The sequence below is a fragment of the Sphingomonas sp. VDB2 genome, assembly GCF_047946695.1.
Classification (GTDB): domain Bacteria; phylum Pseudomonadota; class Alphaproteobacteria; order Sphingomonadales; family Sphingomonadaceae; genus Sphingobium; species Sphingobium bisphenolicum.
In genome coordinates, this window is the sequence record NZ_CP159615.1 from 2,791,310 (window position 1) to 2,816,037 (window position 24,728).

Sequence of the window (24,728 nt, forward strand, 5' to 3'; positions counted from 1 at the left end):
CCCGAAATCCGCGATCAGGCGAACAAATCGAGCTGTCGTGCCGGCGGCGCGACCCGCGCGCGCAGGTCGGCGCTGTCGATCAGCGCCAGCGGGCGCCAGTCCGCCGCGATCAGGAAGGGGCGTAATTTCTTGATCGACGTCGTCAGCCGCGCGACATCGTCCAGCCGCAGGCGGCGATGGCGGCGGCTCGACAGGATGCGGTCCACCGCCTTCACCCCCAGGCCCGGCACCCGCAGCAGCGCCTCGCGCGGGGCACGATTGACGTCGACCGGAAAGGTCGCGCGATGGCTGAGCGCCCAGGCCAGCTTGGGATCGATGTCGAGCGGCAGGCACCCGGTCGCCGCATCGGTCGCCGCCGCGATCTCCTGCGCATCATAGCCGTAGAAACGGATCATCCAGTCCGACTGGTAGAGCCGATGTTCGCGCAGCAGCGGCGGGCGCTTGAGCGGCAGCACCGCGCTGGGCGAGGGGATGGGGGAGAAGGCGCTGTAATAGACGCGGCGCAGCTTATGCCGGTCATAGAGGCTGCTGGCCCGCGCGATGATCGCCCGGTCGTCGGCGGCGTCGGCGCCCACGATCATCTGGGTGGACTGGCCAGCGGGCGCGAAGCGCGGGGCGCTCTTATATTTGCGGCGGGCGTCCTGCCCGTCCTCCATGTCGCTGCGCAGCCGGCTCATGGCCCCTTCGATCCGCACCCCGTCCTTTTCCGGCGCCAGACGCTTGAGGCCGCTTTCGGTCGGCAGTTCGACATTGATCGACAGGCGATCGGCATGGAGCCCGGCCTGGTGGATGAGGTCCGGGTCGGCGTCGGGAATGGTCTTGAGATGGATATAGCCGCGAAAATGATGGTCCTCGCGCAGCGATCGCGCCACCTCGACCATCTGCTCCATCGTATAGTCGGACGACCGGATGATGCCCGACGAAAGAAACAGCCCCTCGATATAATTGCGCCGGTAGAAGCTCAGGGTCAGGTCGACCACCTCCTGCGCGGTGAAGCGCGCGCGGCGGACATCGCTCGACCGGCGATTGATGCAATAATGGCAGTCGAAGATGCAACTGTTGGTCAGCAATATCTTGAGCAGCGAAATGCAGCGGCCATCGGGCGCATAGGCGTGACAGATGCCCATGCCCTCGGTCGATCCGATCCCCTTGCCGCCGCGGCTGTCGCGCCTGGTGGTGCCGGAAGACGCGCAGGATGCATCATATTTGGCGGCGTCGGCGAGGATTGCGAGTTTCGCGCGGGTGGAAAGCTGGACCATATCGTTCCTGATATGTTCGCAAGGCGTCGCTGTCCATAATCTCGATCAACCCTGTCCCAAGGGGCATGGCGGGCCGGGCAGAGGCCGCGGCGCGACAGGGGAGGGGTGGCGCATCGGGCCAACCATGCTATGCGCGTCGCCATGCATAGCAGCGCCGGTACCGTCGACGTCGACGGCTTCACATATGAATGGGAATTGCGGCGCGAGCCGCAGTGGAGCGACTTCGACGGGTGGAAGGGCATGGCCATCGCGCTGTTGCAGAAGAATATGCAGCGCGGGGCGCTGCTGGAGTTCCCCCCGCCCAAGCGCTTGTTGAAAGGCTTGCAGCGCGGTCGGCTCCAGATCAACGATGCGATTATCGCCCGCGGCATCCGCGCCGCTTTGGAGGCGGGATGGGAACCGGAATCGCGCGGCAAGCCGATGGTGTTCACGGTGGACGCCGAGGGTAACTGATCGCCGCGCCGCTCGGGCCGCGATCGCTTGCGGTTCGGCCCATGCCCTTCGTTATACGACATGGCGAAGTGAACGGGGAGACGAGGCAATGGACAGGCGCGCATTTCTGGGCCGGGGCATGGGCGGCATGGCGGCGCTGTCGCTGGCGACGGCGGGCCGCACGGCGAATCTGTGCGACGCCATGCCGCCGCCGATCCGTGCGACCCCCGATCGCCTGTTTCGCGTCACCGTCTGCCTGCGCCCCTTCCGCGCCGCCGGGCCGCGGATCGAGGTGGAACGGGTCGGCACCAAGCGGGTGGTCCATAATTACGGCCATGGCGGCAGCGGCTGGTCGCTGTCCTGGGGATCGGCGCAGGTCGCGGTCGGCATGGCGCTGGCGGACGGGGTGCGCGACGTCGCGGTGATCGGCGCGGGCGCGCTGGGCCTGACCGCCGCGCTCACCGCCCAGCGCGCCGGGGCCGATGTCACCATCTATGCCAAAGAGCAATTCCCCTATGTCCGCTCCGCCCGCGCGACGGGGGGCTGGACGCCCGACAGCCGGATCGCGATGCAAAAAGCCGTCGATCCGGGGTTCGCCGACCGGTGGGAAGCGATGGCGCGTGCGTCCTTCACCATGCACCAGAGCTATCTGGGCCTGCCCGGCGACCCGGTCGAATGGACCGACCGCTACATGCTGTCGGACACGCCCTTCACCGAACGGGTGCGACACGCGCCGTCAGGCGAGCATCCCGACGAATTTCTCCGTCTCGAACAGCGGCTGGCCGACATCACCCCGCGCTCGGTCGAACTGGCGCCCGGCACCCACCCCTTCCGCCCGACCTATGCCCGACGCGGCAGCGGCCTGACCTTCAACGTCGCCGACCTTGCCCATCAACTTATGGCCGATTTCCGGCTGGCCGGGGGCAAGGTCGTGCCGATGGAACTGTACGATCCCAATGACGTGACGAAGCTGCGCCAGAAATCGATCATCAACTGCACCGGCTATGGCGCCCGCGCACTGTGGCGGGATGAGAGCATCGTGCCAGTCCGCGGCCAGATCGCCTGGCTGATCCCGCAGGCGGGCGCGACCTACGGCGTCTATTATGGCTCGCTGTCGATGCTGGCCCGGCGCGACGGCATCGTCGTGCAGGAAGTCGGGGCCGACGAATGGTTCGGCTATAATGACGCAAACGAAGAACCCGATTATGCCGCGGCCCAGGCGTCGGTGCTGCAACTGGCGCAATTCTGGGCGGACGGTAAGGGGGCGTAACAGGGAGGGAGCGGCGGATCCGCATTTCTCCGTCATCCCGGCCTTTGCTGAATGACGGTAGTGGATGATGGCCAATGATCCCTGCTGCTTTCCACCCCTCTCTTGCCATTCCACCTCCGCGCCGCCATCACCTGCGCCCATGACCTGGCATTTCTGGATCGACCGCGGCGGCACCTTCACCGATGTGGTGGCGCGCGCGCCCGACGGGCGGCTGCACACCGTCAAATTGTTGTCCTGCGACCCGGAACGCTATGCCGATGCGGCGGTGGAGGCGGTGCGGCGGCTGACCGGCTCTGGTGAAGGGCCGATCCCGCCCTGTGCGCTGCGCATCGGCACCACCATCGCCACCAACGCCCTGCTGGAGCGCAAGGGCGAGCCGGTGCTGCTGGCGATTACGCGGGGGTTTCGCGACGCGATCCGCATCGGCACGCAGGAACGGCCGGACCTGTTCGCGCGCCGCATCCGCCTGCCCGATCCGCTCCACGCCGATGTCATCGAGATCGACGAGCGGCTGAGGGCCGACGGCACGATCCGCACGCCCCTCGATGAAGCGGCCGCCCGCGCCGCGCTGCAGGGCGCCTATGACAAGGGGTTGCGCGCCGTCGCGATCGTGCTGATGCACGGCTATCTCTACCCGGATCATGAACGGGCGCTGGCGCGGATCGCGGCCGATATCGGCTTCACCCAGATCAGCACCAGCCATGACGTCGCCCCGCTCATCAAGCTGGTCGGGCGCGGCGATACGACGCTGGCCGACGCCTATCTCTCGCCGGTGCTGCGCGCCTATGTCGATGGCTTGCGCGATGCGCTGGGCGATCAGGCCGACATGTTCTTCATGCAGTCGAGTGGCGGCCTGACCGACGGCGCGCTGTTCCGGGGCAAGGATGCCGTGCTGTCCGGCCCGGCCGGCGGCATCGTCGGTTTGGCGCGAACGGCGCAGCAGGCGGGCTTCACCGAGGTCATCGGCTTCGACATGGGTGGCACCTCGACCGATGTGTCGCATTATGCCGGCGTTTACGAACGCGACAATGAGGCCCGCGTCGCAGGCGTGCGGTTGCGTGCGCCGATGATGCGCATCCATACCATCGCGGCGGGCGGCGGCTCCGTCTGTTCGTTCCTGGACGGGCGCTTTCGCGTCGGCCCGGAAAGCGCGGGCGCGGTGCCGGGGCCAGCCTGCTACCGGCGGGGTGGGCCGCTCACCATCACCGACTGCAACGTCCTGCTGGGCAAGGTCCAGCCGGATCATTTCCCCAGCCTGTTCGGCCCGAACGGCGACCAGCCGCTCGACCGCCAAGCGGTGGAGGCGCGCTTCGGTGATCTTTGCGCGCAGGTGGAGGCGCAAACCGGCCGCGCCATGACGCCGCGCGATGCCGCGCAGGGCTTTGTCGCCGTCGCCGTCGCCAGCATGGCCAATGCGATCAAGCGCATCTCCGTCGCGCGCGGCCATGACGTTGCCCGCTATACGCTGGCCAGCTTCGGCGGCGCGGGCGGGCAACATGCCTGCCTGGTCGCCGACGCGCTGGGGATGGACCGGGTGATGATCCATCCGCTGGGCGGCGTGTTGTCCGCTTATGGCATGGGCTTGGCCGATCGGCGGGCGGTGCGGGAGAAGACGATCGCGCTGCCCCTGAGGGAAAATGGACTGGGGGACGATGGGCTGGCCGCCGCGCTGGCGGCGCTGGCCGCCGACGCCCGCGCCGATCTGCCGCAGGCCGACCGGACCGAAACGCTGCTGCGGCTGCGCTATGACGGCACCGACAGCCTGTTCGACGTGCCGCTGGGGGATGTGGACGCCATGCGCGCCGATTTCCTGGCCCAGCATCAGGCGCGCTTCGGCTTCGCGGGCAAGGGGGGCATATTGGTTGATATGGCGCGGGTGGAGGCGATCGCATCGGCGCAAGAAGCCATGGACGGCATCGCGGCGATCGCGGCGCAGGCCGCCCCGCCGCTGGCCCATGTCGACTATGCGGGCGACACCGCGCCCGTCCATGACCGCGCCGGCCTGTCCGCCGATAGCGTCATCGACGGCCCGGCGCTCATCATCGATCCCGTCTCCACCACCGCGGTCGAACCGGGCTGGCGCGCGCGGCTCGATGGCCATGGCAATTTGATCCTCACGCGCCACATCCCACGCGCCCGGCCCGAAAGCGGCGACGCCGCCGCCGTCGATCCGGTCCGGCTGGAGGTGATGGGCGGCCTGTTCATGGCCATAGCGGAGGAAATGGGCGCCGCGCTCCAGCATAGCGCCTCCTCGGTCAATATCCGCGAGCGGCTCGATTTTTCCTGCGCGCTGTTCGACGTCGCGGGCCATCTGGTCGCCAACGCGCCGCATATGCCGGTGCATCTGGGCAGCATGGGCGACAGCATCCGCACGATCATGCGGCGGCGCGGGGTTGGCGCGGACGGTGCGCCGATCGACGGGCGCGGGATGCGGCCGGGCGACGTCTACGCGCTCAACGCGCCTTATGACGGCGGCACGCATTTGCCCGACGTCACCGTGGTGATGCCGGTGTTCGTGGGCGATCTCGTCACCCCGTCCTTTTATGTCGCCGCGCGCGGCCATCATGCCGATATCGGCGGCATCACCCCCGGATCGATGCCGCCCGGCAGCACCTCCGTCGAGGAAGAGGGCATCGTTCTCGACAATATCCTGCTGGTCGATCGGGGCGTGTTTCAGGAAGCTGCCATCCGCGCCCTGCTGGCGTCGGGACCATGGCCCGTCCGCAACATCGACCAGAATATCGCCGACTTGTCCGCCCAGATCGCCGCCTGCGCCAAGGGCGCGAGCGAATTGCGCCGCATCAGCGATAGTTACGGTATCGAAACAATATCCGCCTATATGGGCCATGTGCAGGACCAGGCCGAAGCCGCCGTCCGCCGCCTGATCGATCGCCTGTCCGACGGCCATTTCACCTATGCCATGGATAATGGCGCAACTGTCCATGTCGCTGTCCATGTCGATCGCGCCGCCCGCGCCGCGACCATCGATTTCGCCGGTTCTTCGGCCCAATTGCCGGGCAATTTCAACGCTCCTGTCTCCGTCGTGCGCGCCGCCGTCCTCTATGTCGTGCGCACCCTGATCGATGAGGCGGTCCCGATGAATGACGGGTGCCTGAAGCCGATCACGATCATCGTTCCCGAAGGATCGATGCTGCGCCCCCGCTATCCCGCCGCCGTGGTCGCGGGCAATGTCGAAACCAGCCAGGTCGTGACGGACGCGCTGTTCGGCGCGCTCGGCGTCATGGCGGGCGCGCAGGGGACGATGAACAATTTCACCTTCGGCAATGATCGCCACCAATATTATGAGACGATCGCCGGCGGATCGGGCGCTGGTCCCGATTTCGACGGAGCGGACGTGGTACAGACGCATATGACCAACAGCCGCCTGACCGATCCCGAAATTCTCGAAACCCGATTCCCGGTGTTGCTGGAGGCATTTTCGATCCGCGCCGGATCGGGCGGGGCGGGGCGTCACCATGGCGGCAATGGCGCGCTGCGCCGCGTCCGCTTCCTGGAGGATATGACCGCCGGCATCCTGTCGAACCGCCGGATCGTGCCGCCTTTCGGCCTGGACGGTGGCGCGCCGGGGGACGTTGGCCGCAACCGGGTGGAGCGCGCCGACGGCAGCGTCGAGCCGCTCGGCCCGACAGCCACGGCATCGCTGCGTGCGGGCGACGCCTTCGTCATCGAAACGCCCGGCGGCGGCGGCTTCGGAGACGCCTGATCGCTGCTTGACAAGCGGCTCGCGCAGGTCTGTTCTGCTACAGGGGGAGTGGGGCATGACGCCGGACTCGACGACGCAGATCAGATGGGGATTGGGGGCCGCGCTGCTCGCCTTGGGCATGGTCGCGATCCTGGCGCTCGTGCCCGATCCCTTCTTCCGCCAGCGGGTGATCGCCACGACGCTGGACGATGTCGAGGGGGTGTCGCCGGGCGTTCAGGTCTATTTCCGGGGGGCGCCGATCGGCGCTGTGCGATCGATCGACCTCAACCGGCAAAGCCGCACCTTCGCCGTCGCCATGGGCATCGATCGCAAATGGCAGCCGTCCGCCTGCTCCTTCGCCACCGTCGCATCGGCCAATCCGCTCACCGCGCCGCGCATCGAACTGGTGGCGCTGGAAACCGGCAGCGCCCAATGCCCCGCCGCACGCCGCGCCTATGGCTGCGATCCGGTGCCGGGCCGGGACGCCGCCGGTGCGCTGCCCGGCTGTCGTCGCCCCGCCGACCTGTTCGAAACCGCGGCGCTCGCGATCGGGGAGGCGGCCAATGTCGCCCGCACCGCCAACGCCATGGCGCAGAAATTGTCGGGCCTGTTGCAGGGTGACGGATCGGGCGGCGCCGTCGACATGGCGCAGGTCGCCCGCAACGCCACGCAAACCCTCGCCGCGCTCAATAGCCTCAGCACGCAGCTCGACCGCAGCTTCACGCCGGGCCGGGGCGACATCGCCCTGACCCTGTCGCATGTGCGGCAGGCGACCGGCCGGGCGTCCGAAATCGACGTTGCGGCGCTCAACGGCATCTTGCGCGAAACCCGGTCTCTGGTGGCGCAAAATCAGGCCAGCATCGCCGGGCTGCTGGCGGAGGGCAAGAGCAGCGCCGGGGAAGTACGCGGCATATTGGAGGGCGCGTCCGCCTCGCTGGTGGCGACCAGCGCCAATCTGGAGCGCACCAGCAGCAGTCTGGGGGCCTTGAGCGAGCGGCTGGCGGGCGATCCGACCTATGCGATCCGCGGCCAGCGCTACGTCGATCCGCCGCCGCCGGGAGGAGAGAAATGAGGCCGATCGTCCTGCTGCTGCTCTGTGCGCTCCCAGCCTGCGCCGCGCTCAAGCCGGGCGATGCGCCCGTGACCATGCGCTTGTCGCCCCAATTCGCGCCCGGCCGGCCGGTCGCCGCCCCCAGCTTCACGGTTGCGGCGGTGCAGGCGCGCGGCCTGTCGGGCGGGATGCGCTACGCCTATGTCGATGCCGCCGCGCCCGGCGAGATCCATCAGGCCGCCACCTATTTCTGGGAAGAGCCGCCCGCCGACAGCCTGGCCCGCGCGCTGGTCGCCGGGCTGCGCACCCGCTTCGCCACCGTCACCGGCCCCGCCTTGCCGCTCGCCGCCGACCGGCGCGTGGTGGCGACGCTCGACCGGTTCGAGGAACTGAGCGCAACGGGTAATGCACAGGCGGTCGTCGCCTTCGACGTGACGCAGGTCGCCCAAGGCAAAGCGATCTGGGCCGGCCGCTATTGCGCAACCCGGCCTATCTCCTCTGCTGCGGGCACCGTCCGCGCTGCCGCCTTCCAGGGCGCGATCGAACAGGCGGTCGCCGCCTTCGTTCAGGACGTCGCGTCGGGGACCGTGACCGCCGCATCCTGCTGAATGAGGCGCCCGCGCTCCAGCCGGTAGACCCGCTCGCACAGCCGCCCCGCCAGCGCCCGGTCCTGCGTCAGCAGCAGCAGCGCCCGGCCCTGCGGCACGATCCGCCGCCGCACCTGCGCCTCCAGCATGTCGCCCCGCGCGAAGGCCCCCTCGAACGGTTCGTCCAGCACCAGCAATTCGGGATCGCGGACGAAGGCGCGGGCCAGTTCCGCACGCCGCCGCTCGCCGATCGACAGCGCGTCGGCGCGGGTCGCCGCCGCCTGCTCCAGCCCATATTCCAGCAGCAGCCGGTCGATCCGCCGCCCCCCGCGCCGCGCCTTGGACCAGTCGCCGGTGCCGATCGCCAGCCGCATATTCTCCTCGACGCTGAGGTCGCCGAGCAGCGATCCGCCCTGCATCGCCACGCCGCACCGCGCGCGCAGCAACCGGCGCACATCCGGCGGCGCGTCGGCCAGCGCCACGCCCATCAGGCGTACCGTGCCGCTGCCGGGCGTGACCAGCCCGATCGCCAGCCGCAACAGCCAGCTCTTGCCCGCACCGCTGTCCGCCAGGATCGCGACCCGATCGCCGGCTTCGATGGCAAGGTCCACCTGATCCAGAAGCCGCGTCCCGCCCAGCACCAGGCTCACCCCCTCGAACGCCAGCAGCGCGCTCACAGCAAAGCCGTCCACAGCGCCGCCGCGCTGAAGATGCCCAGCAGCCCGGCAGTAAAGGCCGTGGTCGCACGGCGGCCGATATCGGCCGGCGACCGCACCGGCTTTGCCCCCACCGCGCTGCCCACGCCAAAGGCGATCAGCGCATAGAGCAATAGCTTGGCGATGCCGGTCAGCATCGCGGCCGCCGCGTCGTGGGAAAAGGCGAAGCCGGACCAGAGCGGCCAGCCGACATTGGCGATCAGCGCCAGCGGCACGCCGCAGCCGATCACCGCGGCGATCCCCCCCAGCAGCATATGGATCGGCGCGGACAGCAGCACCGCGGCCAACGCCGGTCCCAGCGCATGGGCGACCGGATCGCGCCCCAGCGCCTCCAGCGCGTCGATCTCCCGGTTGAGCGCCATCGCGCCGAGCCGCGACGACAGCGCCACCGACACGCTGCCGCAGGCGAACAGGCCGATCAGCAGCGGCACGATGTCGCGCAGCAAAATCTCCGCCAGCGCGCCCAGCACCGGGATCTGCGCATTATAGAGCGCCAGCAGCCGCCCCGCGCCGATCCCGGCGATGATCCCGGCCAGCGCGGCCAGCGGCAGCAATGTGCGCAGCGGCCGCCACACATGCAGGGGCAGGCCGTCCGCCAGTTGCCGCTGCGCCAGTGCGTCGCCCGCGATGATGCGCCGCCCCATGCCCAGCCCCGCGCGCACGGTCAGCCACGCCCCCGCGCCGATCGCGGCCAGCAGCTTGGGGCCGCCCTTCAGCGCGTCCATGGCGCGCGGCCGATCGCGCCGTCCGGTCCGATACGAATGGCGCGCCGATCATCGACCGGCACCGCCGCCAGCAGCAGGTCGGCACGCGCCGCCAGCGCCGTCATGTCGCCGGCATGGATCGCATCCGCGCCCTGCACCAGCGCCGCCGCCGCGGTCGCTTCCCCCGACGGCAGCGGATCGAGGATCGCCTGCACATGGCTCTCCAGGGCCAGTTGCGCCAACTGGCCCTGCGCCTGTAGCGCGGCGAGCAAATGGCGCGACCAGCGATCGGCCGGATCGCCGACGAAGAGCGGCGCGCGGTCGGGATACTGGGCCGCCAGCGCCGCCGCCAAGGCGGCTGGATCGGGCGCCGCATCCTCGCCGCCCGGCAACAGGGCGACCGTCAGCGTCCGCAGCGCCCGCTGCCCCGAAGCCGCCAGCAGCCGCGCCATGATCCGCACCTGCTCCCGGTCCAGATCCTTGATCGCTTCGCTAAGGTCATCATAAGGGATGATGTCGGGATGCAGCCGCCGCGCGTCGTCGCGCACCGCGCCATGGGTCCACCCCTGCACCAGCTTGGCCGCCATCCAGCGGTCATGTTCGGCGCGCGACAATTCCTCCAGTTCGTCGGGGGAAAGGCTGAGCGACGGTCCGGCTCCCTCGACCAGCCGCGCGCCGATGTCGCGCAGTTTGAGTTGATAGCAGTCGGCGACCAGCCGGTTGTCGTCGCGGAAGCTTTCGGGCAGGTCTTCCCATTCCTGCATCGACGCGCGCACGCCGATCCGCTCGCCCTCGGCAAAGCGGCCCTCCAGATAGAAATCATGGATCGACCGGGCGAGCGCGTCGTGGCGGTCCTGCAACAGCATGTCGGGGTCGGCGAGGTCGGACAGGCCGCCGAAGGGGAAGATGCCCGCGCCGATGCGATGATCGTGCGCGCCCGCCATCCGCACATGGATCGGCGGGGCGGGCAGGGCGGCGGCGCGATAGCGCGCATCGACCGCCAGCGCAACGGCCAGCGCCCGGTCGTCATCGTCCAGGTCGATCAGGATCGCCACCGGCTCGCCGGACGCCGCGACATGGGCGTCGATCAGCATGCCGATCCCGGCCGGGTCGGGCCGCGCCTCGACGAAGCGCAGCGGCGATAGCCCGTCCGCGCCCGGATTGCGCGCGCGAAACGCCGCCTCGCTCTGCGCCGCCTCCGCTATGTGGATAGCGAAAACGGGCTTGCCGCCGTCGCGATAATGGCCCCCCGCCAGCGTCCGCAGCACATAGCGTTCGATCAGCGGCGTGAAGCCGACCACCAGCACCCCGCGCCCCGCCTGTCCTTCGCGCGTGAATCCGTCGATCGGCCGGGCCAGCGCCAGATGCCGCGCCGCGATGTCGGGCAATGCCGCCAGCCGCACGCGCGCGGTCCGCCGGTCGCCATGCTCGAAGCGTTGCTCGACGCTGCGTCGCAGGTCGAGATCATCGACGCGCAGGATGATATCGACCGGATCGCCCGCCGGACGCACCGCCGCCGCCTGCGCCAGCACGGCGGACGCCAGCGCGATATTGCCGCGCGCCTCGCGCGACAGCAGCAGCACCGCACGCGCCTTGTCCAGCGCCAGTCCGGTCGCGCTCTCCTGTGCCACGCCCTGTTCCACCTCCGCCGCGCCCGCCTCCAGCGCGTCGCCGATCCAGGTCGTGCGCCGGTCCTGCGGCCACAGCAGCACCCGCCGCCCGTCCGCCAGCGCGCCGCGCGCCGCCTGCGCGGCCAGGCCCCCGCTTTCGTCGCCCGCAATCACCAGATGTTCGCCCCGCGCCCGGATCAGCGCCAGCCGCAGCGGATTGCGCACCTGCTCCCATGCCAGCGCCGCGGTCGACCAGAAGGTCAGCAGCGGCAGCGCCCAGCGCGCGATATCGAGCGAGAGCGGCAGGTCGCGCCCCTCAAGCACCTGCGGGAAGCTGCCGACGATCAGCCGCATCGCCCGCATCGCGTCCTGCATCACGGTCGATGCGATGCGGGCCTCCGCAAAAGCCTGGGCGAAACCCCAGGTGCCCAGCAGGAAAGCGAGGGCCATCGCGCCGAAGCGCACGACCGGCGCCACCGGCGGCAGTCGCAGGCCGCCGCGGGCTTTGGGCGTCCCCTTGTTCGGCTGGCCCCCCATGGCCGGGGTCAGTTGCTGGTCTGGAGCCGGACGAAGGCGGCGGAGACGCCCGCACCCTGACTGGTATTCTGGCTATCGCCCTGACGCCCGGCCAGCTTGGCGCGCAGCCTGGTCAGGAACTGCCGCTCGGTGCCGTTCACCACCTCGTCATCGCCGAACAGAGGCTTGGCCGATGCCAGCGCGACGATCAGTTCGGGGCCGAAGGGCGGCGCGACCTGATAGCGTTGCGCCGCCTGCGACAGGCCGATGGTGACGCGCCGCACGCCCTTGCGGTCGGGTTCGGGATGGCCGCGATGCAGTTCGACCGCGCTGCCGTCGGCCTGCAGGTAGATGATGCTGAGATAGGGCCGCGCCGCGCTCGTCGTCGCGCTGACGCCGAAAATCTCATTCTCCTGCATCACCACCGGGTCGCCGCTGCGATCCTTGCCGTCGGCGGTCAGGGCGACGATGCTGGTTCCCTCGCGGGACAGCGGCGCGGCTAGCGTCAGCGCCGCCTCGCATTGCGGCCAGGGCAGGTGGCGCACCGCGAAGCTGCGGGTCGGGTCGGCCTTGGCGGAGGCTTCGCGCAGCGCGGCGATGGCGTTGAGGTCGCCGGAAAAGCCGGTCACGCTCTTGCCCTGTACCGACACCGCGCCGCAGGGCATGGCTGCCATCTGGTCGGCGAAGATCTGGGCGTCGCTGCGCGGCGGTGGGGGCGGCGTGCCGGGTGCGGCCGGGGCGACCGGCGCTTCGAGCGAATAGGCTTCCCCGGTCAGCAGCTTGAAGGTGGCATAATCGATCCAGGCATAGCCTTTGTCGCCCCAGATCGGCCCCCAGCTATTCATGATGCGCAGGGCCTGCCGATCCTCGTCATAGCCTACGATCGCCATGGCGTGATAATTGGCCTTTTCGGGCTTTTCCGCGCGCCGATAGACGCCGTCGCCGCGAAACGCCTTGAAATCTGCGGGGGCCGGCATGGCGAATATCACCGGTGCGCCGCGCGCCAGGGCGCCCTTGACGTCGTCCAGCACGATCGGCGTGCGCCAGTCGTCCTTGACCTCACGGTCCACCGCGCGCCAGTCGAGCAGGCGGAAATTGCCCGCCTTCTCCTTCAGCCCCTCAGCCGCAGGAATGGCGCATTTGGTCATATCGTCGGGAAATTCGGCCAGACTGACCGTGCCCTCATTCTTGAGCAGGGTCAGCGCCTGGACGATGCTGATCGTGCCGGTGCAGGGCGACCCCGCCGGGCGCAGCCGGTTATAGACATAGGCCGGACTCATCTGGTCGGCCGGTTCGTCGGGTTGCACATTCTTGTCGCGAAAGTTGAGGAAGGTGCGCGCGGCATAGGTGGTCGCCCAGGCGACGCAATTGGGCTGCGGACCCTGCGATCCGGGCGGCGGATAGGCGTTGGACAGGTCCACCTGCTTGGGCAGATAGGCGCGGAAACGCCCCTGTTTGGGCAGCTTGGCATAATCTTCGGGAGAAACGGGCTCCGCCCCGGTCATGAACAGCGCGTCGTCGCTCTGCTGCGCTGAAAGGCCCGCACCAGACAGCGCCAGCAGCGCGACGCTTCCCCATGTGACGAGACGGCGTGTCATCACCCGTTCCTCCCGAATAGCTGTTTTTAGAAGCGGTAGCCCACGGTCAGCGTCACCGCGTCATAATCGAAATCATGCGAGAAGCTGCTGGTGCCATGGGTGTAGATCAGGCCGATGCGCAACTGCTCGGCCCGGCTCTTCTGCTCAACCTCGCGGGTGCGGATGCCCACGCTCAGCGCCGCTTCATGCACATTTTCATAAGCTTGCGGATCGCCGGTCAGCTTGGTCCAAGTATAGCTGGCGCGCATCGATCCCTGCCGCCCGCCGAACATCCGTCCCTTGAACGGCAATTGATAGGCGATGCCGTTGCGGAACGCCCAGACATCCTCCTTGAAATAGAAGGGCAGCTTCTTGCCGATGCCGATATCGGTGGTGGTGGACCATCCGACCATATTGCCGATGGTCAGGTCGCCGCGGCCCACCTGCGCGATCTTGTAGCGGCTGGTGGCGGACAGGGTCAGCACTTCGTTGCTGGCGCCGAAATAGCCGTCATTGTCGCTCACGCCATAGGCGACGCGCGGGGTGATGAGCCAGTTGGGCTGCACCGGTATTTCGACGCCCGTCGACAGCGTGCCCAGAATCGTGGTCTGGCCGTCATTGACGTGCAGGACATTGAGGATCGGATCGATCAGCACGCGGGCGCGGCTGCCCTCCGAAGGGCGGAACGCCTTCTGGTAGCGCAATTCGTAGCGCTGGCCCTCGGATCCTGCGCCGCCCCAATAGGTGAAGGCGCCGCCGATCGTGTCGGCATCCCCCTCCATGTCGAAGCCGGGCGTGTCGGGATCATCGTCATAGTCGAGATCGTTGAGATTGAGCGCGGTCGTCACCGCCGTATGCTGCAGGCTGTTCGGACTGCCGATGCTCGCATAATAAGGCGAAGCAAAAGCCGTACCCGGCACCAGCGCCGCAACCGCGGCCGCGATCAGAAACTTCTTCATCGATATTACCCCTCTTGATGCGCCGGCTTCCCATTTCCGGCGCAAACCCTCAGATATTCCGCGTCAGGACGATCCCCCGATCTCGTCCGGTTCCAGGTCGCGCACGACGCGCAAGCCGGCGTCCTGCCGGCGCTTGCCGGGCGGGACGGTGAAGCGATTGGCCGACCGCAGCGCGTCGGGGGCGCTTTCGAACGATCCGCCCCGGATGATGCGCGCCCGGCACGACGTGTCGGTACAGCCCGACGTCCATTCCCACACATTGCCCTGCATCTGGTTGAGGCCGAAGCTGTTGGGGGGATAGCTGTTCACCGCTTCGGGATAGCCGCGATAGGGGGCCGTCTCCGATCCGTGATAGCGGGCGGTATGGTCGTAATTGGCCATGGACGGACTGATGTCGTCGCCCCAGGGAAAGGCCGTGGGCGCGCCGCCGCGGCTGGCATATTCCCATTCCTGTTCGCTCGGCAGGCGATAGGCGCGGCCCGACTGGACCGTCAGCCAGGCGACGAAGGCCTGGGCGTCCTCATAGCTGATGTCGGTCGCCGGGATCAGCGGATTGGGATTTTCCTTCGCCCAATTGCCCAGTTTCGTGCAGGCATTGTCGCGCACGCAGGCATTCCATTCAGCGATCGTGACCTCGTAGACGCCGATGGCGAAGGGCCGGTCGATCTTCACATCCGCCTGCACGCTTTCGTTCCCGCCCCGTCCCGGTTCGGACAGGGGCGATCCGAAGGGCGTCAGCCCGGCCGGAATCGCCCGCATCCAGGGGCAGTTGGCGCAGTCGTAGAAGCGATCGCTCGCCGCCCGGTCGCAGGAAATGAAGCAGGGCGGCGCACCCTGCAGGCCATAGTCGAAGGTCGGCTTCTGGAAATTCTTGCCCGACGACAGCGCCACGCGATCCGACACGCGCTTGAGCGCATCGGCGATATTCTGCTGCGGCCGGCGGATTTCCTCGGCCAGCACCTTGGAGAAGATGCCGTCGTCGAAAGCGACCTGGTCGGCGCTGGTGGAAAAGGCGACCAGATAGCCCTGATCCGGCCGGACCGCGGCGGCGGGCGCGCGGACCATGCGGCGTAGCCCCTTGCTGCCCGCCAGTTCGCCGACCGCGCTCGCCTCGGTCCCGGTTTCGGCCGCGATCATCTGGGTCAGCGACGGCGGCGGCGCGGGCAGGACGTTGCGGCACATGTCCAGCACGATCAGCACCGTCTTCGCACCCGATCCCAGCAGATTATGGGTCAGCGCCGCGCGGGTCAGCGTCGCGCTTTCGGGCGTCAGGTCGCGGCCGGCATCGACCGGCAGCAGCATGACGTCGCCATAGCTGCCCAGCGCCGCGCCATGGCCGGAAAAATAGAGGGTGCCGAACGCCTTCGGCCCAGCCGCAGCCAGCCTCGCGCGGAAATCGGCGACCGCCTCCAGCATCGCCGCGCGGGACAGGTCGCGGCGCACCTGCACCGGACCTGTCCCGCTGGCGTCGATAAAGCCGGTGGCATTGAGCGCGGTCGCGACCTTGTCGCCATCGCTATAGGTGGAGTCGAGCTTGTCGAAAGCCTGGTAGGCGCCGTTGACGATCACCAGCGCCAGCCGCGGTTCGTCCGCCGCCTGCGCTGGCCCTGCCAGCGCAAGCAGGGCCAGCGCCAAGGCGGCGGCCAGCGCGCGGATCAGGCCGCGCCGGCCCCCCGACAGGCTGTGGATCATTGCCCCGCCTTGCGCGGCGCGAATTCGACCTGGGTCACGACCTGGTCGACCGCATCGACATGCAGCACCGCGTCATAACGGCGCGCCGCCTTATAGGGTTCGGCCGGGCCGCCGCCGAACAGCTTGGCGAAGAAGCCGCCAAAGCCGCGGCCCTTCTGGCAATAGGGGGCGACGCTGACGGCGCCGCCGCTCTGCTTGACCTCGTTCAGCCAGGCGCCGAGCGGCAACGGCGCTTCATTGTCCGCCGGATAGGGTGTGTCCAGATCGACCACTACGGCACGGCCGCGGCGCAGCTTGGCCTTGAGCGCCTGGTCGAAGCGGGCGGGATCGGTAAAGCGCAGCGTCGGCTTGGCTACCGGACGATCGCAACTCTTGAGCACGGGCGCGACCGGTGCGGCCGCGACTGGCGTGGCGGCGACCGGCGCCTGCCGGCCGGGATCGACGGCGGGACCGGGATTGACGGCGTGGACGGGCTGCTGCGCCTGTGGCTCCTGTGCAACAGGCTTGGGGGCGGGTGGCTCCGGCGGCAAGATCCGCACGCCGCGACCCGTTGCGCCCTCTGCAGGGGCCTGTTCGGACGGCGGGGCGTTATCAGCCTGCGCCAGGGCGTTAGTCGCACCGCCAGCAAAAAACATGAAAGAAGCAACGACTATAGTGCAACGCAACACGGCCATTTGTCCGCTCCGAGTCAAGATATAGTTATTGCCCCGATTACCTTTCTGAGACTATGGATATATAGCTATCGAGGCAACAAAAAAGCGCGGGGGAATCCTAATGTCGAAGGGGCGACGTGGACTCTGGGCAACAGTATTGACCGGCTTTGTCACAATAATGATTAACCCAGGTTATGCTCATGCGGAAACGCGCGCCTTGCTGGTGGGGGCGTGGCAGTTCCAGTCCAAGTTGATCATGGATCTGGTGGGGCCGGAAAATGATCTGGCGGCGATGGAGGCGTTGATTCGCGGTCAGGGCGCGAGCGACGTCACCGTCCTGCGCAATGACGGCGTCAGCCGCACCACGGTCGAAACCGCGCTCCATGCGCTGGGCCTGCGGTCCAGGCCGGGCGACTGGATCTTCCTCTATTATACCGGCCATGGCGCGCTGGCCGAAGCCGCGGTCAAGGGTACGCGCGACGGCGATACCGACCAGTTCCTGCCACTGCCCGGCTTCGATCCCGACGTGAAGGATGCCGAGCGCTTCATCGTCGACAAGGATTTCTACACCTGGCTGTCCCTTTACGTGCCGAAGGGGGTGCAGGTGCTGATGATGGCCGATACCTGCCATTCCGGCACGCTGCATCGGTCGGTCGATCCGCGCGCCATGGGCATGACCCCGCGGCTGACGCTGGGCGCGCGCAATGTGGAGCTGGGGTCGCGCCCGGCCCCGCGCTTCGCCAGCGTGCTGGCGTCCGGCGACGCCGCTCCGGCCAGCGCGACGCGCGACGACCTGCCCAACCTCTATTATATCAGCGCGGCGCGCGACGATCAGATCGCCTGGGAAAATGCGCTGCCGGTGGAGGGCGCCCCGACCCGCGGCTTCCTGACCTGGTCGTTCGAACAGGGCGTGACCACGCCGCGCGCCGATGGGAAGGGCATGGCCGCCGACCAGGATGGCGACGGCACATTGTCGATCGGCGAACTGGGCGCCTATCTCAACGTCCAGGTACGGATGCTGAGCGGTCAGCGACAGGAAAGCAATACCGTCATTCCGCCGGGGCGGGAGGGGCAGGGGCTGTTCGCCACCGTCCCGCCGCCACCCGCGCCGCCGGCCCCGCCGCCGCTGCCCGGTCTCTATGTCGCGGACCTGAAGGCGCGCGCCAGCGTCAGCGGCGACTATCCCTGGCGCATCCTGACCGACGGGCAGGGCGCGGATTTCGTCTGGGACGCGCGGGCGCAGGCGATGCTGCGCCGCACCGGCGACATCGTCGCCCAGAATGTAAAGAGCGCGGCGCAGGTGCGCGGCGTCATCGACAAATGGGCGGCGCTGGAGGCGCTGCGCCCGCTTCTGTCGGAACGCAGCGCGCGGCTGATGGTCGGCCCGCTCGACAATGGGGCGCGCTATCCGTCCGGTGCGCCGGTCACGCTGGCGCTGGCCCCGGTTCAGGCGCAAACGGGGGATGGCGCACCCCCGCCCGGCCAGCGCTATGCGACCGTGTTCAACATCGCGTCCGACGGCACGGTACAGCGGCTCTTTCCGGTCGCCGCGTCCGACGGCAAGGGCGAACTGGCCGCCGGCCAGTCGCTGCCCGTCCTCGACAGCCAGGTCATACCGCCCTTCGGCGCCGATCATGTCGTCGCGCTGGTGACGCCGCAGCCGCCCGACGATTTCCGCCTGCTGCTGCGCACGGTCGAGAACCAGCGCGCCGCCGCCCGGCTGGTCGGCCCGATCCGCGACCTGCTCGCCAGGGCCGGGGGGCAGGCGAGCCTGTCGATCGGCGAACTCTATACCGGCAACTGATATGCCGCCGTGCGCCTCAGTTGCTCAGGATTACGGTCCGGCTTCTGGCGGCGCTTTTATTGCCGATATCGACCCGATACTGGCCCGACGCGCGCGGCGTGACCGCGCACACCGGGGCATAATCGGCATTGTCGTCCAGGCAGAGCTGCTTGCCCGACGCATCGAGCAGGCGGATATACATGTTGGTGCCGATATCGCCGATCGCGCCGATGCGCAGCGGCTCGCCACCCTTGGCGGTGACGCTGAAGCGATAGGCGTTGCGCGGATTGACGTCGAGCACGCGCCGCACCAGCCCCTTGCCGAAGGCGGAGGCGACCACGCCGCGGCCCGACGCCGACTGCGCCAGCCGGATTTGCAGCAACAGCGCCTGGTCGTCGCGCGCCAGCGCCTTGGCCTCGGCGAACAGCGCGTCGGGGGAAAAGGCGGCATCGCCCTGCGCCGGGGTCGCGCCATCGGTCATCGGCACCTGTTGCAGCATCCGCGCGGCGGTCAGCATCGCATGGGGATCGCGCTCGCGCCGGGCGAAGTCGGCCACTTGCCGCGCGGCGATCGCCTGGGCGAAGGGATCGGCGGGCGCGGCGGGAGGTGCGGCCGGCAGGGAAGCGACCGGCGGAGAAGCGACTGGCGGAGAGGCAACCGGCGGAGCGGTAGCGGCGACATTCTCCTGCGCCATGACCGGACCGTTCAGCGCCATCATCGCTCCCACCATTCCGGCGCCCGCGATCAGGAATTTCCGCATCATGTCCAATCCCCTCGGTAAGATCTTCTCGTCCCCTGTGGATACTGCCGCAGCGGTGGGAAAGCCAGTGCTTGCGGGCGGGGCGGAACTGGCGGGCTATGCCCACAAACATTTGTCGGCGCTGGTCGGCGCGGTCGGCGGCGACGGGCGTTACGCCGCCTTCATCAGCTACAGCCATGCCGACATGAAGGTCGCGCGCTGGCTCCACCGCGCCATCGAAAATTACCGCGTACCCCGCGCGCTGGTCGGGACGGCGGGCGATCGCGGCCCGATCCCCGCCCGGCTGCGCCCGATCTTCCGCGACGAGGACGAACTGGCTGGGGCCGCCGAACTCGGCCCCAAATTGCAGGGCGCGCTCGCCCGGTCCGACGCGCTGATCGTCATCTGCTCGCCCACTGCGGCGCGGTCGGTCTGGGTCGACAAGGAAATCCGCTCGTTCAAGCGGTTCAATCCCGACGCGCCGGTCTTCGCGCTGATCGCCGCCGGCGTGCCGGGCGATCCCGACACCGACTGTTTTCCCGCGCCCCTGCTGTTCGCGCTGGACGAGGCGGGCGAACTGGACCGCAGCCAGCCGCTCGAACCGCTGGCGCCCGACCTGCAGAAGAATGAGCGCAACATCGTCAAGCTCAAGCTGATCGCGGGCCTGCTCGGCGCGCCCTATGCCGCGCTCTACCGTCGCGACCAGCGCCGCACCCGGCGAATCGCCGCGGCCCTGTCCGCCGCCGCCCTGCTGCTGATCCTGGTGCTGAGCGGCCTGTCGATCGCCGCCTTCACCTATGCCCGGATGGCGGTGCAGCAGCGCAACGAGGCGCAGGCCGCGCGCAAACTGGCGGAGCAGAACGCCGACAAGGCGGAGCGCCGCGCCTGGCTGGCCCAGGTCGCCGCGCAGGAGGTGCGCCGCATGGTGGCAGAAGGCGAGAGCTGTCCGCGCCCCTGAGCGCGGCGAATCGCTAGTCCCGCCACCCCCGATCGATCCGGTCGATGCGCCGCACCATCGTCTGGAAATCCGGCACGCCCGGCCCGACCGGTAGCTGCACGGCGCTCAGGTCGCGCTGATGCACCGCGATCACGTCTGCCGGAATGTCGATCGGCGTCCCCGCCGCGCCGGTCGCGACCTGGATTTCGCAGGCGCGTTGCAGCAGCCAGTGGGTCAGGAAGGCTTCGGGCAGGCTCCCCGCCATCACCAGCGTGCCATGATTGCGCAGCAGCATGACGCGCCGGTCGCCCAGATTGGCGATCAGCCGCTCGCCCTCCTCGGCGCGAATCGTGACGCCCTCAAAATCATGATAGGCGATTCGCCCGATGAAGGCCGCGGCGTAGAAGCTGATCGGCTTCAGCCCCTCGGCGCAGGCGCTCACCGCCATGCCCGCTGTGGTGTGGGTGTGGATGACGCAATGGGCGTCGGGCAGATGCCGGTGGAACACGCTATGCTGGGTGAAGCCCGCCCGGTTGACGGGATAGGGACTGCCGTCCAGCACCTGGCCGTCTATGTCGATCTTGACCAGGTTGGACGCGGTCACTTCGTCATAGCCCAGGCCGAAGGGATTGATGAGAAAAGCGCCGGTTTCTCCCGGTACGCGCAGGGTGATATGGTTGTAGATCAGCTCCGACCAGCCCATATGGTCGAAGATGCGATAGCAGGCGGCGAGCTGCTGGCGCGCTTCCCATTCGGCGGCGGACATGTCGGGGTGTTGGGCGGCTGTGGCCATGGCGATCCTCCACTATCTTTATGTCGCCACTATCCGCCCGCATGCTCGGCTTGTCGAGTATGAAGGCTTTAGGGTTGAATTTGCGCGGGCCTGCTGATAGGGCGCCGCCCACATGGCGTAGGGTGACCTGCGACGACTCACTGGCTTTGCTATTCGGTCGGCCCGTCGGGAAGGATGTAAAAATCCCGGCGAACCGCTCGTTTTCGATTGGAGATTGACGGACTTATGCAGATCATCGTTCGCGACAACAATGTCGACCAGGCTCTTCGCGCGCTCAAGAAGAAGCTGCAGCGTGAAGGCGTGTATCGCGAAATGAAGCTGCGTCGTCACTACGAGAAGCCCTCGGAAAAGCGCGCCCGCGAAAAGGCGGCGGCTGTCCGTCGTGCGCGCAAGATGGAGCGCAAGCGCGCAGAGCGCGACGGCGCGAAGTAAGCGCTATCGGGGCGGTCCCCGGCCTGTGCGCCATCGCCGCCCCGTATCCTGCCGAACACCCTGCCCTTAATTTGCGAGAGCATACGCCATGTCCACGACGGCCGTACCCCTTCGTCCTATCGCCAAGGGGTCGCTGACGCGTCTCTGGATCGGCGTCGCCGCCGTTGCGCTGGCGGCCGGCGGTCTCGCCTGGGCGGGGCAACAGGGCGTCGATCCGTCGCCGTCGGCGTTCCTGACGCAGAACAGCCATGCCAGTGGCGTGGTGACCACCGAGTCCGGCCTGCAATATAAGATCCTGTCGGAGGGCACGGGCGCCAGCCCGACCCCCGCCGACGTGGCGCTGGTCGGCTATAAGGGCACATTGCTCGACGGCACGGTGTTCGACGAGAATCCGCAGGCGCCGATGCCGATCGACGGCGTCGTGCCGGGCTTCTCCGAAGGGCTGCAGAAGATGAAGAAGGGCGGCAAGTACCGCCTCTGGATTCCGCCGCAGCTCGGCTATGGCGACCAGGTCGCCGGCCCGATCCCGGCCGGCTCCGTGCTGGTGTTCGACGTCGAGCTGCACGACTTCAAGTCGAAGGCCGAACTGATGCAGTTGCAACAGCAGATGCAGCAGCAACAGGGCGCGATGCCGCAGGGCGCCGGGCCGCAGCCGGGCAACTAGAACGATTTCTAATCAGATGGAATCATCTGATGACTCGGAAATCGCGTAAAAACAAAAGCTGGAGCGGCTGATCCGATGCAATCGGATCGTAAATCGCTCTAGGCGGTCAAGCCAGGACGAATCGCGAAAAGGGGCCGGTTGCCGCGGCCCCTTTTTCTTTGCCCGAATCAGGCGTGGCCCTGGCAGACGCCGTCATCTTCGGCGCTGAGGCCAAAGGCCAGCGCATCCGCGCTGCCGATCTTCTCTTCGCCGGCGAACAGCTTGTCGAGCCGCGCCTTGATGTCGCGCCGATATTCGGCCGTAGCCACCGATCGCGGCGCCGACACTTCGATATCGCAGGCGATCGCGCCCTTGATGCGATCGACCGCGCTTTCGTCCAGCACGCCTGCGCGGCGCAATTCCAGGCATAGTTGCAACAGGCCGACTGCGGTCGCATGGGCGCGCAGGCCGACATTGCTCAGGTCGAAATGCAGCTTCTTCTGTTTGTCCAACGGGATAGCCATGGCGATGTCCTCTCCAATATTGTCCAGCCTATCATAATCCCAAGCGCTGGACAGGCCCTGCTGTTCCCGATCCGGTTTGACGGGCGCGCGAGCGAGGCAAGGGAGCGGACACGCGCGTGGCCCCGCCGATCGCGGCTAGGCGTCGGGCGAAGGGAGGGGCGGCGTCGGATTCTGCGGCTTCAGCGCCTTGGAGCGTTCCTCCAGATAGACTTTGATCATCGCCACGATCGGATCGGCCAGGAACAGCCCCATGATACCGAACAGCGCACCGAACAATATCTGCGCCGCCAGCACCAGCGCAGGGGCCAGATCGGTGGCGCGTTTGGCCACCATCGGCACGATCAGATAGCCGTCGACGATCTGCACCGCCATATAGACGCCGAAGGCATAGAGGCCGGTATGCGTCCCGCCGGAAAAGCCCACGAGGATGATGAGGATGCCCGATATGATCGATCCGATATTGGGCAGGAACGCGAACAGGCCGGTCAATATGCCCAGCAAACCCGCCATCGGCACGCCGCCGGCCCACAGGAACAGCCACACGCCCACGCCTTCCACCGTCATGCCGATCAATCGCCCGAACATCAGGCGGCGCAGGGTCCAGCCCATCTTGTCGGCAACCGTATAGAAATGGGCGCGCTTCTCGATCGGCAGCATCCAGGCGACGCCGCGCTCGTATAATTTGGGTTCGACCGCGATGAAGATCGCCAGCACCAGCATCATGACGCCGCTGGTGATCGCGCCCACGGCCGTCCCGACCGCCGCGGTGACGCGTCCCATGCTGCTCATCGCCTGACTGGCGAGGCTCTTGAGGTCTTCGGGGGTGGTGGTGATGCCCAATTGCTGCATCCAGCCGCCGATTCGCGCCACCTGCGTCTCTACGATGGTGCGCATCGCCTGCGCCTGCGCGGCCAGGCTCGATCCGGTGAGGTAGAAAGTATAGGCCATGAAGGCGACCGCGCCCAGCAGCACGATCGTCAGCCGCCATCCGCGCGGGATCGGCAGGACGCGGCCGATCAGTCGGGTGCCGCCGTCCATCATCGTCGCCAGCACCAGCGCGCCCATGACCAGCAGCAGCGGCTGCGCCAGCAAGGCCACCAGGCCGATGGCAACCGCCAGCGCAAACCAGACGCCGGCGCGCTTCAGTTCCTGCTGGACGAGCGGGCTGCGAACTTCGCTGGGACCGGGCAATTCGACATGATGCTCGTGCGCGTCGCTCAAAACCCGTTGCCCCTTTCAAATCATTGCGGGGGTGCAACGCTCTGCGGTCGCAGGCTGTTCCCGGCCCGGCCGCTGCGCAGCGCATGGACCCAGCTCAGCGGGTTCCAGGTCGCGTCGCCGTCCAGGCTGAAGGTGATGAACTCCGCCCGGCCGCCGATCGCCTCCCACGGCACTGGCCCGCCGAGCCCGTTTTCCTCCAGCGGCGCACGGCTGTCGGCGCTGTTGTCGCGATTGTCGCCCATCAGGAAGACATGGTCGGCCGGCACCCGCACCGGGCCATACCAGTCGAGCGCGCTCGGCCCCATGTCGATCGTCACATAGGTCTTGCCGTTGGGCAGGATCTCCTGCCGCACCGGCAGCTCGCAATAGTCCTTGCCGTCCTTGCCCGTCACCAATGCGCCGGGAAATTGCAGCGGCGGGCAGGGGGCGTTGCCATCGACGGCCAGGCGCAGGGGCTTGAGCATCTTCTGCTTCACCGCTACCCCGTTCAGGATCACCTGGCCGCCACGCACCTCGATGATGTCGCCGGGCAGGCCGATCACCCGCTTGATATAATCCTCGCGCCGGTTCTGCGGGCTGACGATGACGATGTCGCCGCGGTCGGGCAGGCGGCCCAGCACCCGGCCCTTCAGGAAGGGCAGGGGGTGGAAACTGGGCGAGACATAGGACCAGCCATAGGGGAATTTGCTCACCACCAGCCGGTCGCCGGTCAGCAGCACCGGCATCATCGATTCGCTGGGAATGTAGAAGGGCTTGGCCACGAAACTGTGGAACGCCAGCACTGCAAGGATCAGCAGGACGATGCTTTTCAGCTCGTGAAACCAGTTGACCGGGGATCGGGCGTCGCCGCCCTCGGGTTGCGCATCCGCGATTGTCTCTTCGGGCAGGTCGATGGCCGTCACGGGCGGGCTTTCGCTAGGGGGAAGG

At 68.1% G+C, this 24,728-nt stretch carries 21 protein-coding genes and 3 pseudogenes; 11 read left to right on the forward strand and 13 right to left on the reverse strand.

Going from position 1 to position 24,728, the window contains the following annotated elements:
• Positions 1 to 14 precede the first annotated feature (14 nt).
• Complete coding sequence (locus ABT375_RS13925; protein WP_224550376.1) at positions 15 to 1,259, reverse strand: putative DNA modification/repair radical SAM protein; 1,245 nt, start codon at positions 1,257 to 1,259, stop codon at positions 15 to 17.
• Positions 1,260 to 1,400: 141 nt separating this feature from the next.
• On the opposite strand from ABT375_RS13925, the gene ABT375_RS13930 reads away from it, so the two are divergent.
• The 7 genes and pseudogenes from ABT375_RS13930 to ABT375_RS13960 all read left to right on the forward strand — a co-directional run bounded on the left by ABT375_RS13930 (position 1,401) and on the right by ABT375_RS13960 (position 8,323).
• Positions 1,401 to 1,712, forward strand: a complete 312-nt coding sequence (locus ABT375_RS13930; protein WP_416462997.1) for a hypothetical protein — start codon at positions 1,401 to 1,403, stop codon at positions 1,710 to 1,712.
• Between the two features lie 88 nt (positions 1,713 to 1,800).
• Complete coding sequence (locus ABT375_RS13935) at positions 1,801 to 2,961, forward strand: FAD-dependent oxidoreductase (RefSeq protein ID WP_416462998.1); 1,161 nt, start codon at positions 1,801 to 1,803, stop codon at positions 2,959 to 2,961.
• A gap of 139 nt (positions 2,962 to 3,100) precedes the next feature.
• Positions 3,101 to 3,625: pseudogene (locus tag ABT375_RS13940) on the forward strand (hydantoinase/oxoprolinase N-terminal domain-containing protein); the annotation flags it as partial.
• 81 nt (positions 3,626 to 3,706) lie between these two features.
• A pseudogene (locus ABT375_RS13945) lies at positions 3,707 to 4,546 on the forward strand (hydantoinase/oxoprolinase family protein); the annotation flags it as partial.
• 594 nt (positions 4,547 to 5,140) lie between these two features.
• Positions 5,141 to 6,685: pseudogene (locus ABT375_RS13950) on the forward strand (hydantoinase B/oxoprolinase family protein); the annotation flags it as partial.
• 55 nt (positions 6,686 to 6,740) lie between these two features.
• Positions 6,741 to 7,736: an MlaD family protein gene (locus tag ABT375_RS13955; protein WP_416462999.1), complete on the forward strand. Its 996-nt coding sequence runs from the start codon at positions 6,741 to 6,743 to the stop codon at positions 7,734 to 7,736.
• Complete coding sequence (locus tag ABT375_RS13960) at positions 7,733 to 8,323, forward strand: ABC-type transport auxiliary lipoprotein family protein (RefSeq protein WP_416463000.1); 591 nt, start codon at positions 7,733 to 7,735, stop codon at positions 8,321 to 8,323. The genes ABT375_RS13955 and ABT375_RS13960 overlap by 4 nt, the downstream gene beginning before the upstream one ends.
• On the opposite strand, the gene ABT375_RS13965 is transcribed toward ABT375_RS13960, so the two are convergent.
• The 7 genes from ABT375_RS13965 to ABT375_RS13995 form a co-directional block, all read right to left on the reverse strand.
• Entirely contained in the window at positions 8,281 to 8,979 is a 699-nt protein-coding gene (locus ABT375_RS13965) for an ATP-binding cassette domain-containing protein (protein WP_416463001.1), read from the reverse strand. The genes ABT375_RS13960 and ABT375_RS13965 overlap by 43 nt on opposite strands.
• The gene (locus ABT375_RS13970) at positions 8,976 to 9,743 is read right to left on the reverse strand and encodes an ABC transporter permease (protein ID WP_416463002.1); all 768 of its coding nucleotides are present in this window, start codon (positions 9,741 to 9,743) and stop codon (positions 8,976 to 8,978) included. The genes ABT375_RS13965 and ABT375_RS13970 overlap by 4 nt, the downstream gene beginning before the upstream one ends.
• Entirely contained in the window at positions 9,731 to 11,869 is a 2,139-nt protein-coding gene (locus ABT375_RS13975) for a RyR domain-containing protein (RefSeq protein ID WP_416463003.1), read from the reverse strand. Before ABT375_RS13975 ends, ABT375_RS13970 begins: the two co-directional genes overlap by 13 nt.
• Positions 11,870 to 11,877: 8 nt before the next feature.
• On the reverse strand, positions 11,878 to 13,446 hold the full coding sequence (locus ABT375_RS13980; RefSeq protein ID WP_416463004.1) for a C1 family peptidase: 1,569 nt from the start codon (positions 13,444 to 13,446) through the stop codon (positions 11,878 to 11,880).
• Positions 13,447 to 13,472: 26 nt separating this feature from the next.
• On the reverse strand, positions 13,473 to 14,384 hold the full coding sequence (locus ABT375_RS13985) for a hypothetical protein (protein ID WP_416463005.1): 912 nt from the start codon (positions 14,382 to 14,384) through the stop codon (positions 13,473 to 13,475).
• A gap of 63 nt (positions 14,385 to 14,447) precedes the next feature.
• The gene (locus tag ABT375_RS13990) at positions 14,448 to 16,076 is read right to left on the reverse strand and encodes an SUMF1/EgtB/PvdO family nonheme iron enzyme (protein ID WP_416463006.1); all 1,629 of its coding nucleotides are present in this window, start codon (positions 16,074 to 16,076) and stop codon (positions 14,448 to 14,450) included.
• Positions 16,073 to 16,615: a hypothetical protein gene (locus ABT375_RS13995; protein ID WP_416463007.1), complete on the reverse strand. Its 543-nt coding sequence runs from the start codon at positions 16,613 to 16,615 to the stop codon at positions 16,073 to 16,075. Before ABT375_RS13995 ends, ABT375_RS13990 begins: the two co-directional genes overlap by 4 nt.
• A 292-nt stretch (positions 16,616 to 16,907) precedes the next feature.
• Between ABT375_RS13995 and ABT375_RS14000 the strand changes: the two genes are divergently transcribed.
• Positions 16,908 to 18,533 carry a caspase family protein gene (locus ABT375_RS14000; RefSeq protein ID WP_416463008.1) on the forward strand — a complete coding sequence of 542 codons (1,626 nt, stop codon included), beginning with the start codon at positions 16,908 to 16,910 and terminating at the stop codon, positions 18,531 to 18,533.
• A 16-nt stretch (positions 18,534 to 18,549) separates the two neighbouring features.
• Here ABT375_RS14000 and ABT375_RS14005 read toward each other — a convergent pair whose 3' ends face one another.
• Positions 18,550 to 19,275 (reverse strand): hypothetical protein, encoded by a 726-nt coding sequence (locus tag ABT375_RS14005; protein WP_416463009.1) that lies wholly within the window; start codon positions 19,273 to 19,275, stop codon positions 18,550 to 18,552.
• Here ABT375_RS14005 and ABT375_RS14010 point away from each other — a divergent pair.
• Positions 19,274 to 20,209 (forward strand): toll/interleukin-1 receptor domain-containing protein, encoded by a 936-nt coding sequence (locus ABT375_RS14010; RefSeq protein WP_261935720.1) that lies wholly within the window; start codon positions 19,274 to 19,276, stop codon positions 20,207 to 20,209. The genes ABT375_RS14005 and ABT375_RS14010 overlap by 2 nt on opposite strands.
• Before the next feature lie 13 nt (positions 20,210 to 20,222).
• Here ABT375_RS14010 and ABT375_RS14015 read toward each other — a convergent pair whose 3' ends face one another.
• The gene (locus tag ABT375_RS14015; protein WP_416463010.1) at positions 20,223 to 20,981 is read right to left on the reverse strand and encodes a class II aldolase/adducin family protein; all 759 of its coding nucleotides are present in this window, start codon (positions 20,979 to 20,981) and stop codon (positions 20,223 to 20,225) included.
• A 225-nt stretch (positions 20,982 to 21,206) separates the two neighbouring features.
• Here ABT375_RS14015 and rpsU point away from each other — a divergent pair, with 225 nt between their 5' ends.
• A complete protein-coding gene (gene rpsU / locus ABT375_RS14020) occupies positions 21,207 to 21,413 on the forward strand; it encodes a 30S ribosomal protein S21 (RefSeq protein WP_056686590.1) in 207 nt (68 codons plus the stop codon).
• An 88-nt stretch (positions 21,414 to 21,501) separates the two neighbouring features.
• Positions 21,502 to 22,077, forward strand: coding sequence for an FKBP-type peptidyl-prolyl cis-trans isomerase (locus ABT375_RS14025; protein WP_416463011.1), 576 nt, complete (start codon positions 21,502 to 21,504; stop codon positions 22,075 to 22,077).
• Positions 22,078 to 22,244: 167 nt separating this feature from the next.
• On the opposite strand, the gene ABT375_RS14030 is transcribed toward ABT375_RS14025, so the two are convergent.
• From ABT375_RS14030 to lepB, 3 genes are all read right to left on the reverse strand, one after another.
• A complete protein-coding gene (locus ABT375_RS14030; RefSeq protein WP_224550359.1) occupies positions 22,245 to 22,580 on the reverse strand; it encodes a hypothetical protein in 336 nt (111 codons plus the stop codon).
• A 135-nt stretch (positions 22,581 to 22,715) separates the two neighbouring features.
• On the reverse strand, positions 22,716 to 23,801 hold the full coding sequence (locus ABT375_RS14035; RefSeq protein WP_416463012.1) for an AI-2E family transporter: 1,086 nt from the start codon (positions 23,799 to 23,801) through the stop codon (positions 22,716 to 22,718).
• Between the two features lie 20 nt (positions 23,802 to 23,821).
• Entirely contained in the window at positions 23,822 to 24,703 is an 882-nt protein-coding gene (lepB, locus tag ABT375_RS14040) for a signal peptidase I (protein ID WP_411974037.1), read from the reverse strand.
• Positions 24,704 to 24,728 lie beyond the last annotated feature (25 nt).

What these genes read in the sequence shown, in the direction of transcription:
- ABT375_RS13925 (WP_224550376.1), bottom strand. Translation starts at nt 1,259, where the DNA reads ATGGTCCAGCTTTCCACCCGCGCGAAACTCGCAATCCTCGCCGACGCC.
- ABT375_RS13930 (WP_416462997.1), top strand. Translation starts at nt 1,401, where the DNA reads ATGCATAGCAGCGCCGGTACCGTCGACGTCGACGGCTTCACATATGAA.
- ABT375_RS13935 (WP_416462998.1), top strand. Translation starts at nt 1,801, where the DNA reads ATGGACAGGCGCGCATTTCTGGGCCGGGGCATGGGCGGCATGGCGGCG.
- ABT375_RS13955 (WP_416462999.1), top strand. Translation starts at nt 6,741, where the DNA reads ATGACGCCGGACTCGACGACGCAGATCAGATGGGGATTGGGGGCCGCG.
- ABT375_RS13960 (WP_416463000.1), top strand. Translation starts at nt 7,733, where the DNA reads ATGAGGCCGATCGTCCTGCTGCTGCTCTGTGCGCTCCCAGCCTGCGCC.
- ABT375_RS13970 (WP_416463002.1), bottom strand. Translation starts at nt 9,743, where the DNA reads ATGGACGCGCTGAAGGGCGGCCCCAAGCTGCTGGCCGCGATCGGCGCG.
- ABT375_RS13975 (WP_416463003.1), bottom strand. Translation starts at nt 11,869, where the DNA reads ATGGGGGGCCAGCCGAACAAGGGGACGCCCAAAGCCCGCGGCGGCCTG.
- ABT375_RS13980 (WP_416463004.1), bottom strand. Translation starts at nt 13,446, where the DNA reads ATGACACGCCGTCTCGTCACATGGGGAAGCGTCGCGCTGCTGGCGCTG.
- ABT375_RS13985 (WP_416463005.1), bottom strand. Translation starts at nt 14,384, where the DNA reads ATGAAGAAGTTTCTGATCGCGGCCGCGGTTGCGGCGCTGGTGCCGGGT.
- ABT375_RS13990 (WP_416463006.1), bottom strand. Translation starts at nt 16,076, where the DNA reads ATGATCCACAGCCTGTCGGGGGGCCGGCGCGGCCTGATCCGCGCGCTG.
- ABT375_RS14000 (WP_416463008.1), top strand. Translation starts at nt 16,908, where the DNA reads ATGATTAACCCAGGTTATGCTCATGCGGAAACGCGCGCCTTGCTGGTG.
- ABT375_RS14010 (WP_261935720.1), top strand. Translation starts at nt 19,274, where the DNA reads ATGTCCAATCCCCTCGGTAAGATCTTCTCGTCCCCTGTGGATACTGCC.
- ABT375_RS14005 (WP_416463009.1), bottom strand. Translation starts at nt 19,275, where the DNA reads ATGATGCGGAAATTCCTGATCGCGGGCGCCGGAATGGTGGGAGCGATG.
- ABT375_RS14015 (WP_416463010.1), bottom strand. Translation starts at nt 20,981, where the DNA reads ATGGCCACAGCCGCCCAACACCCCGACATGTCCGCCGCCGAATGGGAA.
- rpsU (WP_056686590.1), top strand. Translation starts at nt 21,207, where the DNA reads ATGCAGATCATCGTTCGCGACAACAATGTCGACCAGGCTCTTCGCGCG.
- ABT375_RS14025 (WP_416463011.1), top strand. Translation starts at nt 21,502, where the DNA reads ATGTCCACGACGGCCGTACCCCTTCGTCCTATCGCCAAGGGGTCGCTG.
- ABT375_RS14030 (WP_224550359.1), bottom strand. Translation starts at nt 22,580, where the DNA reads ATGGCTATCCCGTTGGACAAACAGAAGAAGCTGCATTTCGACCTGAGC.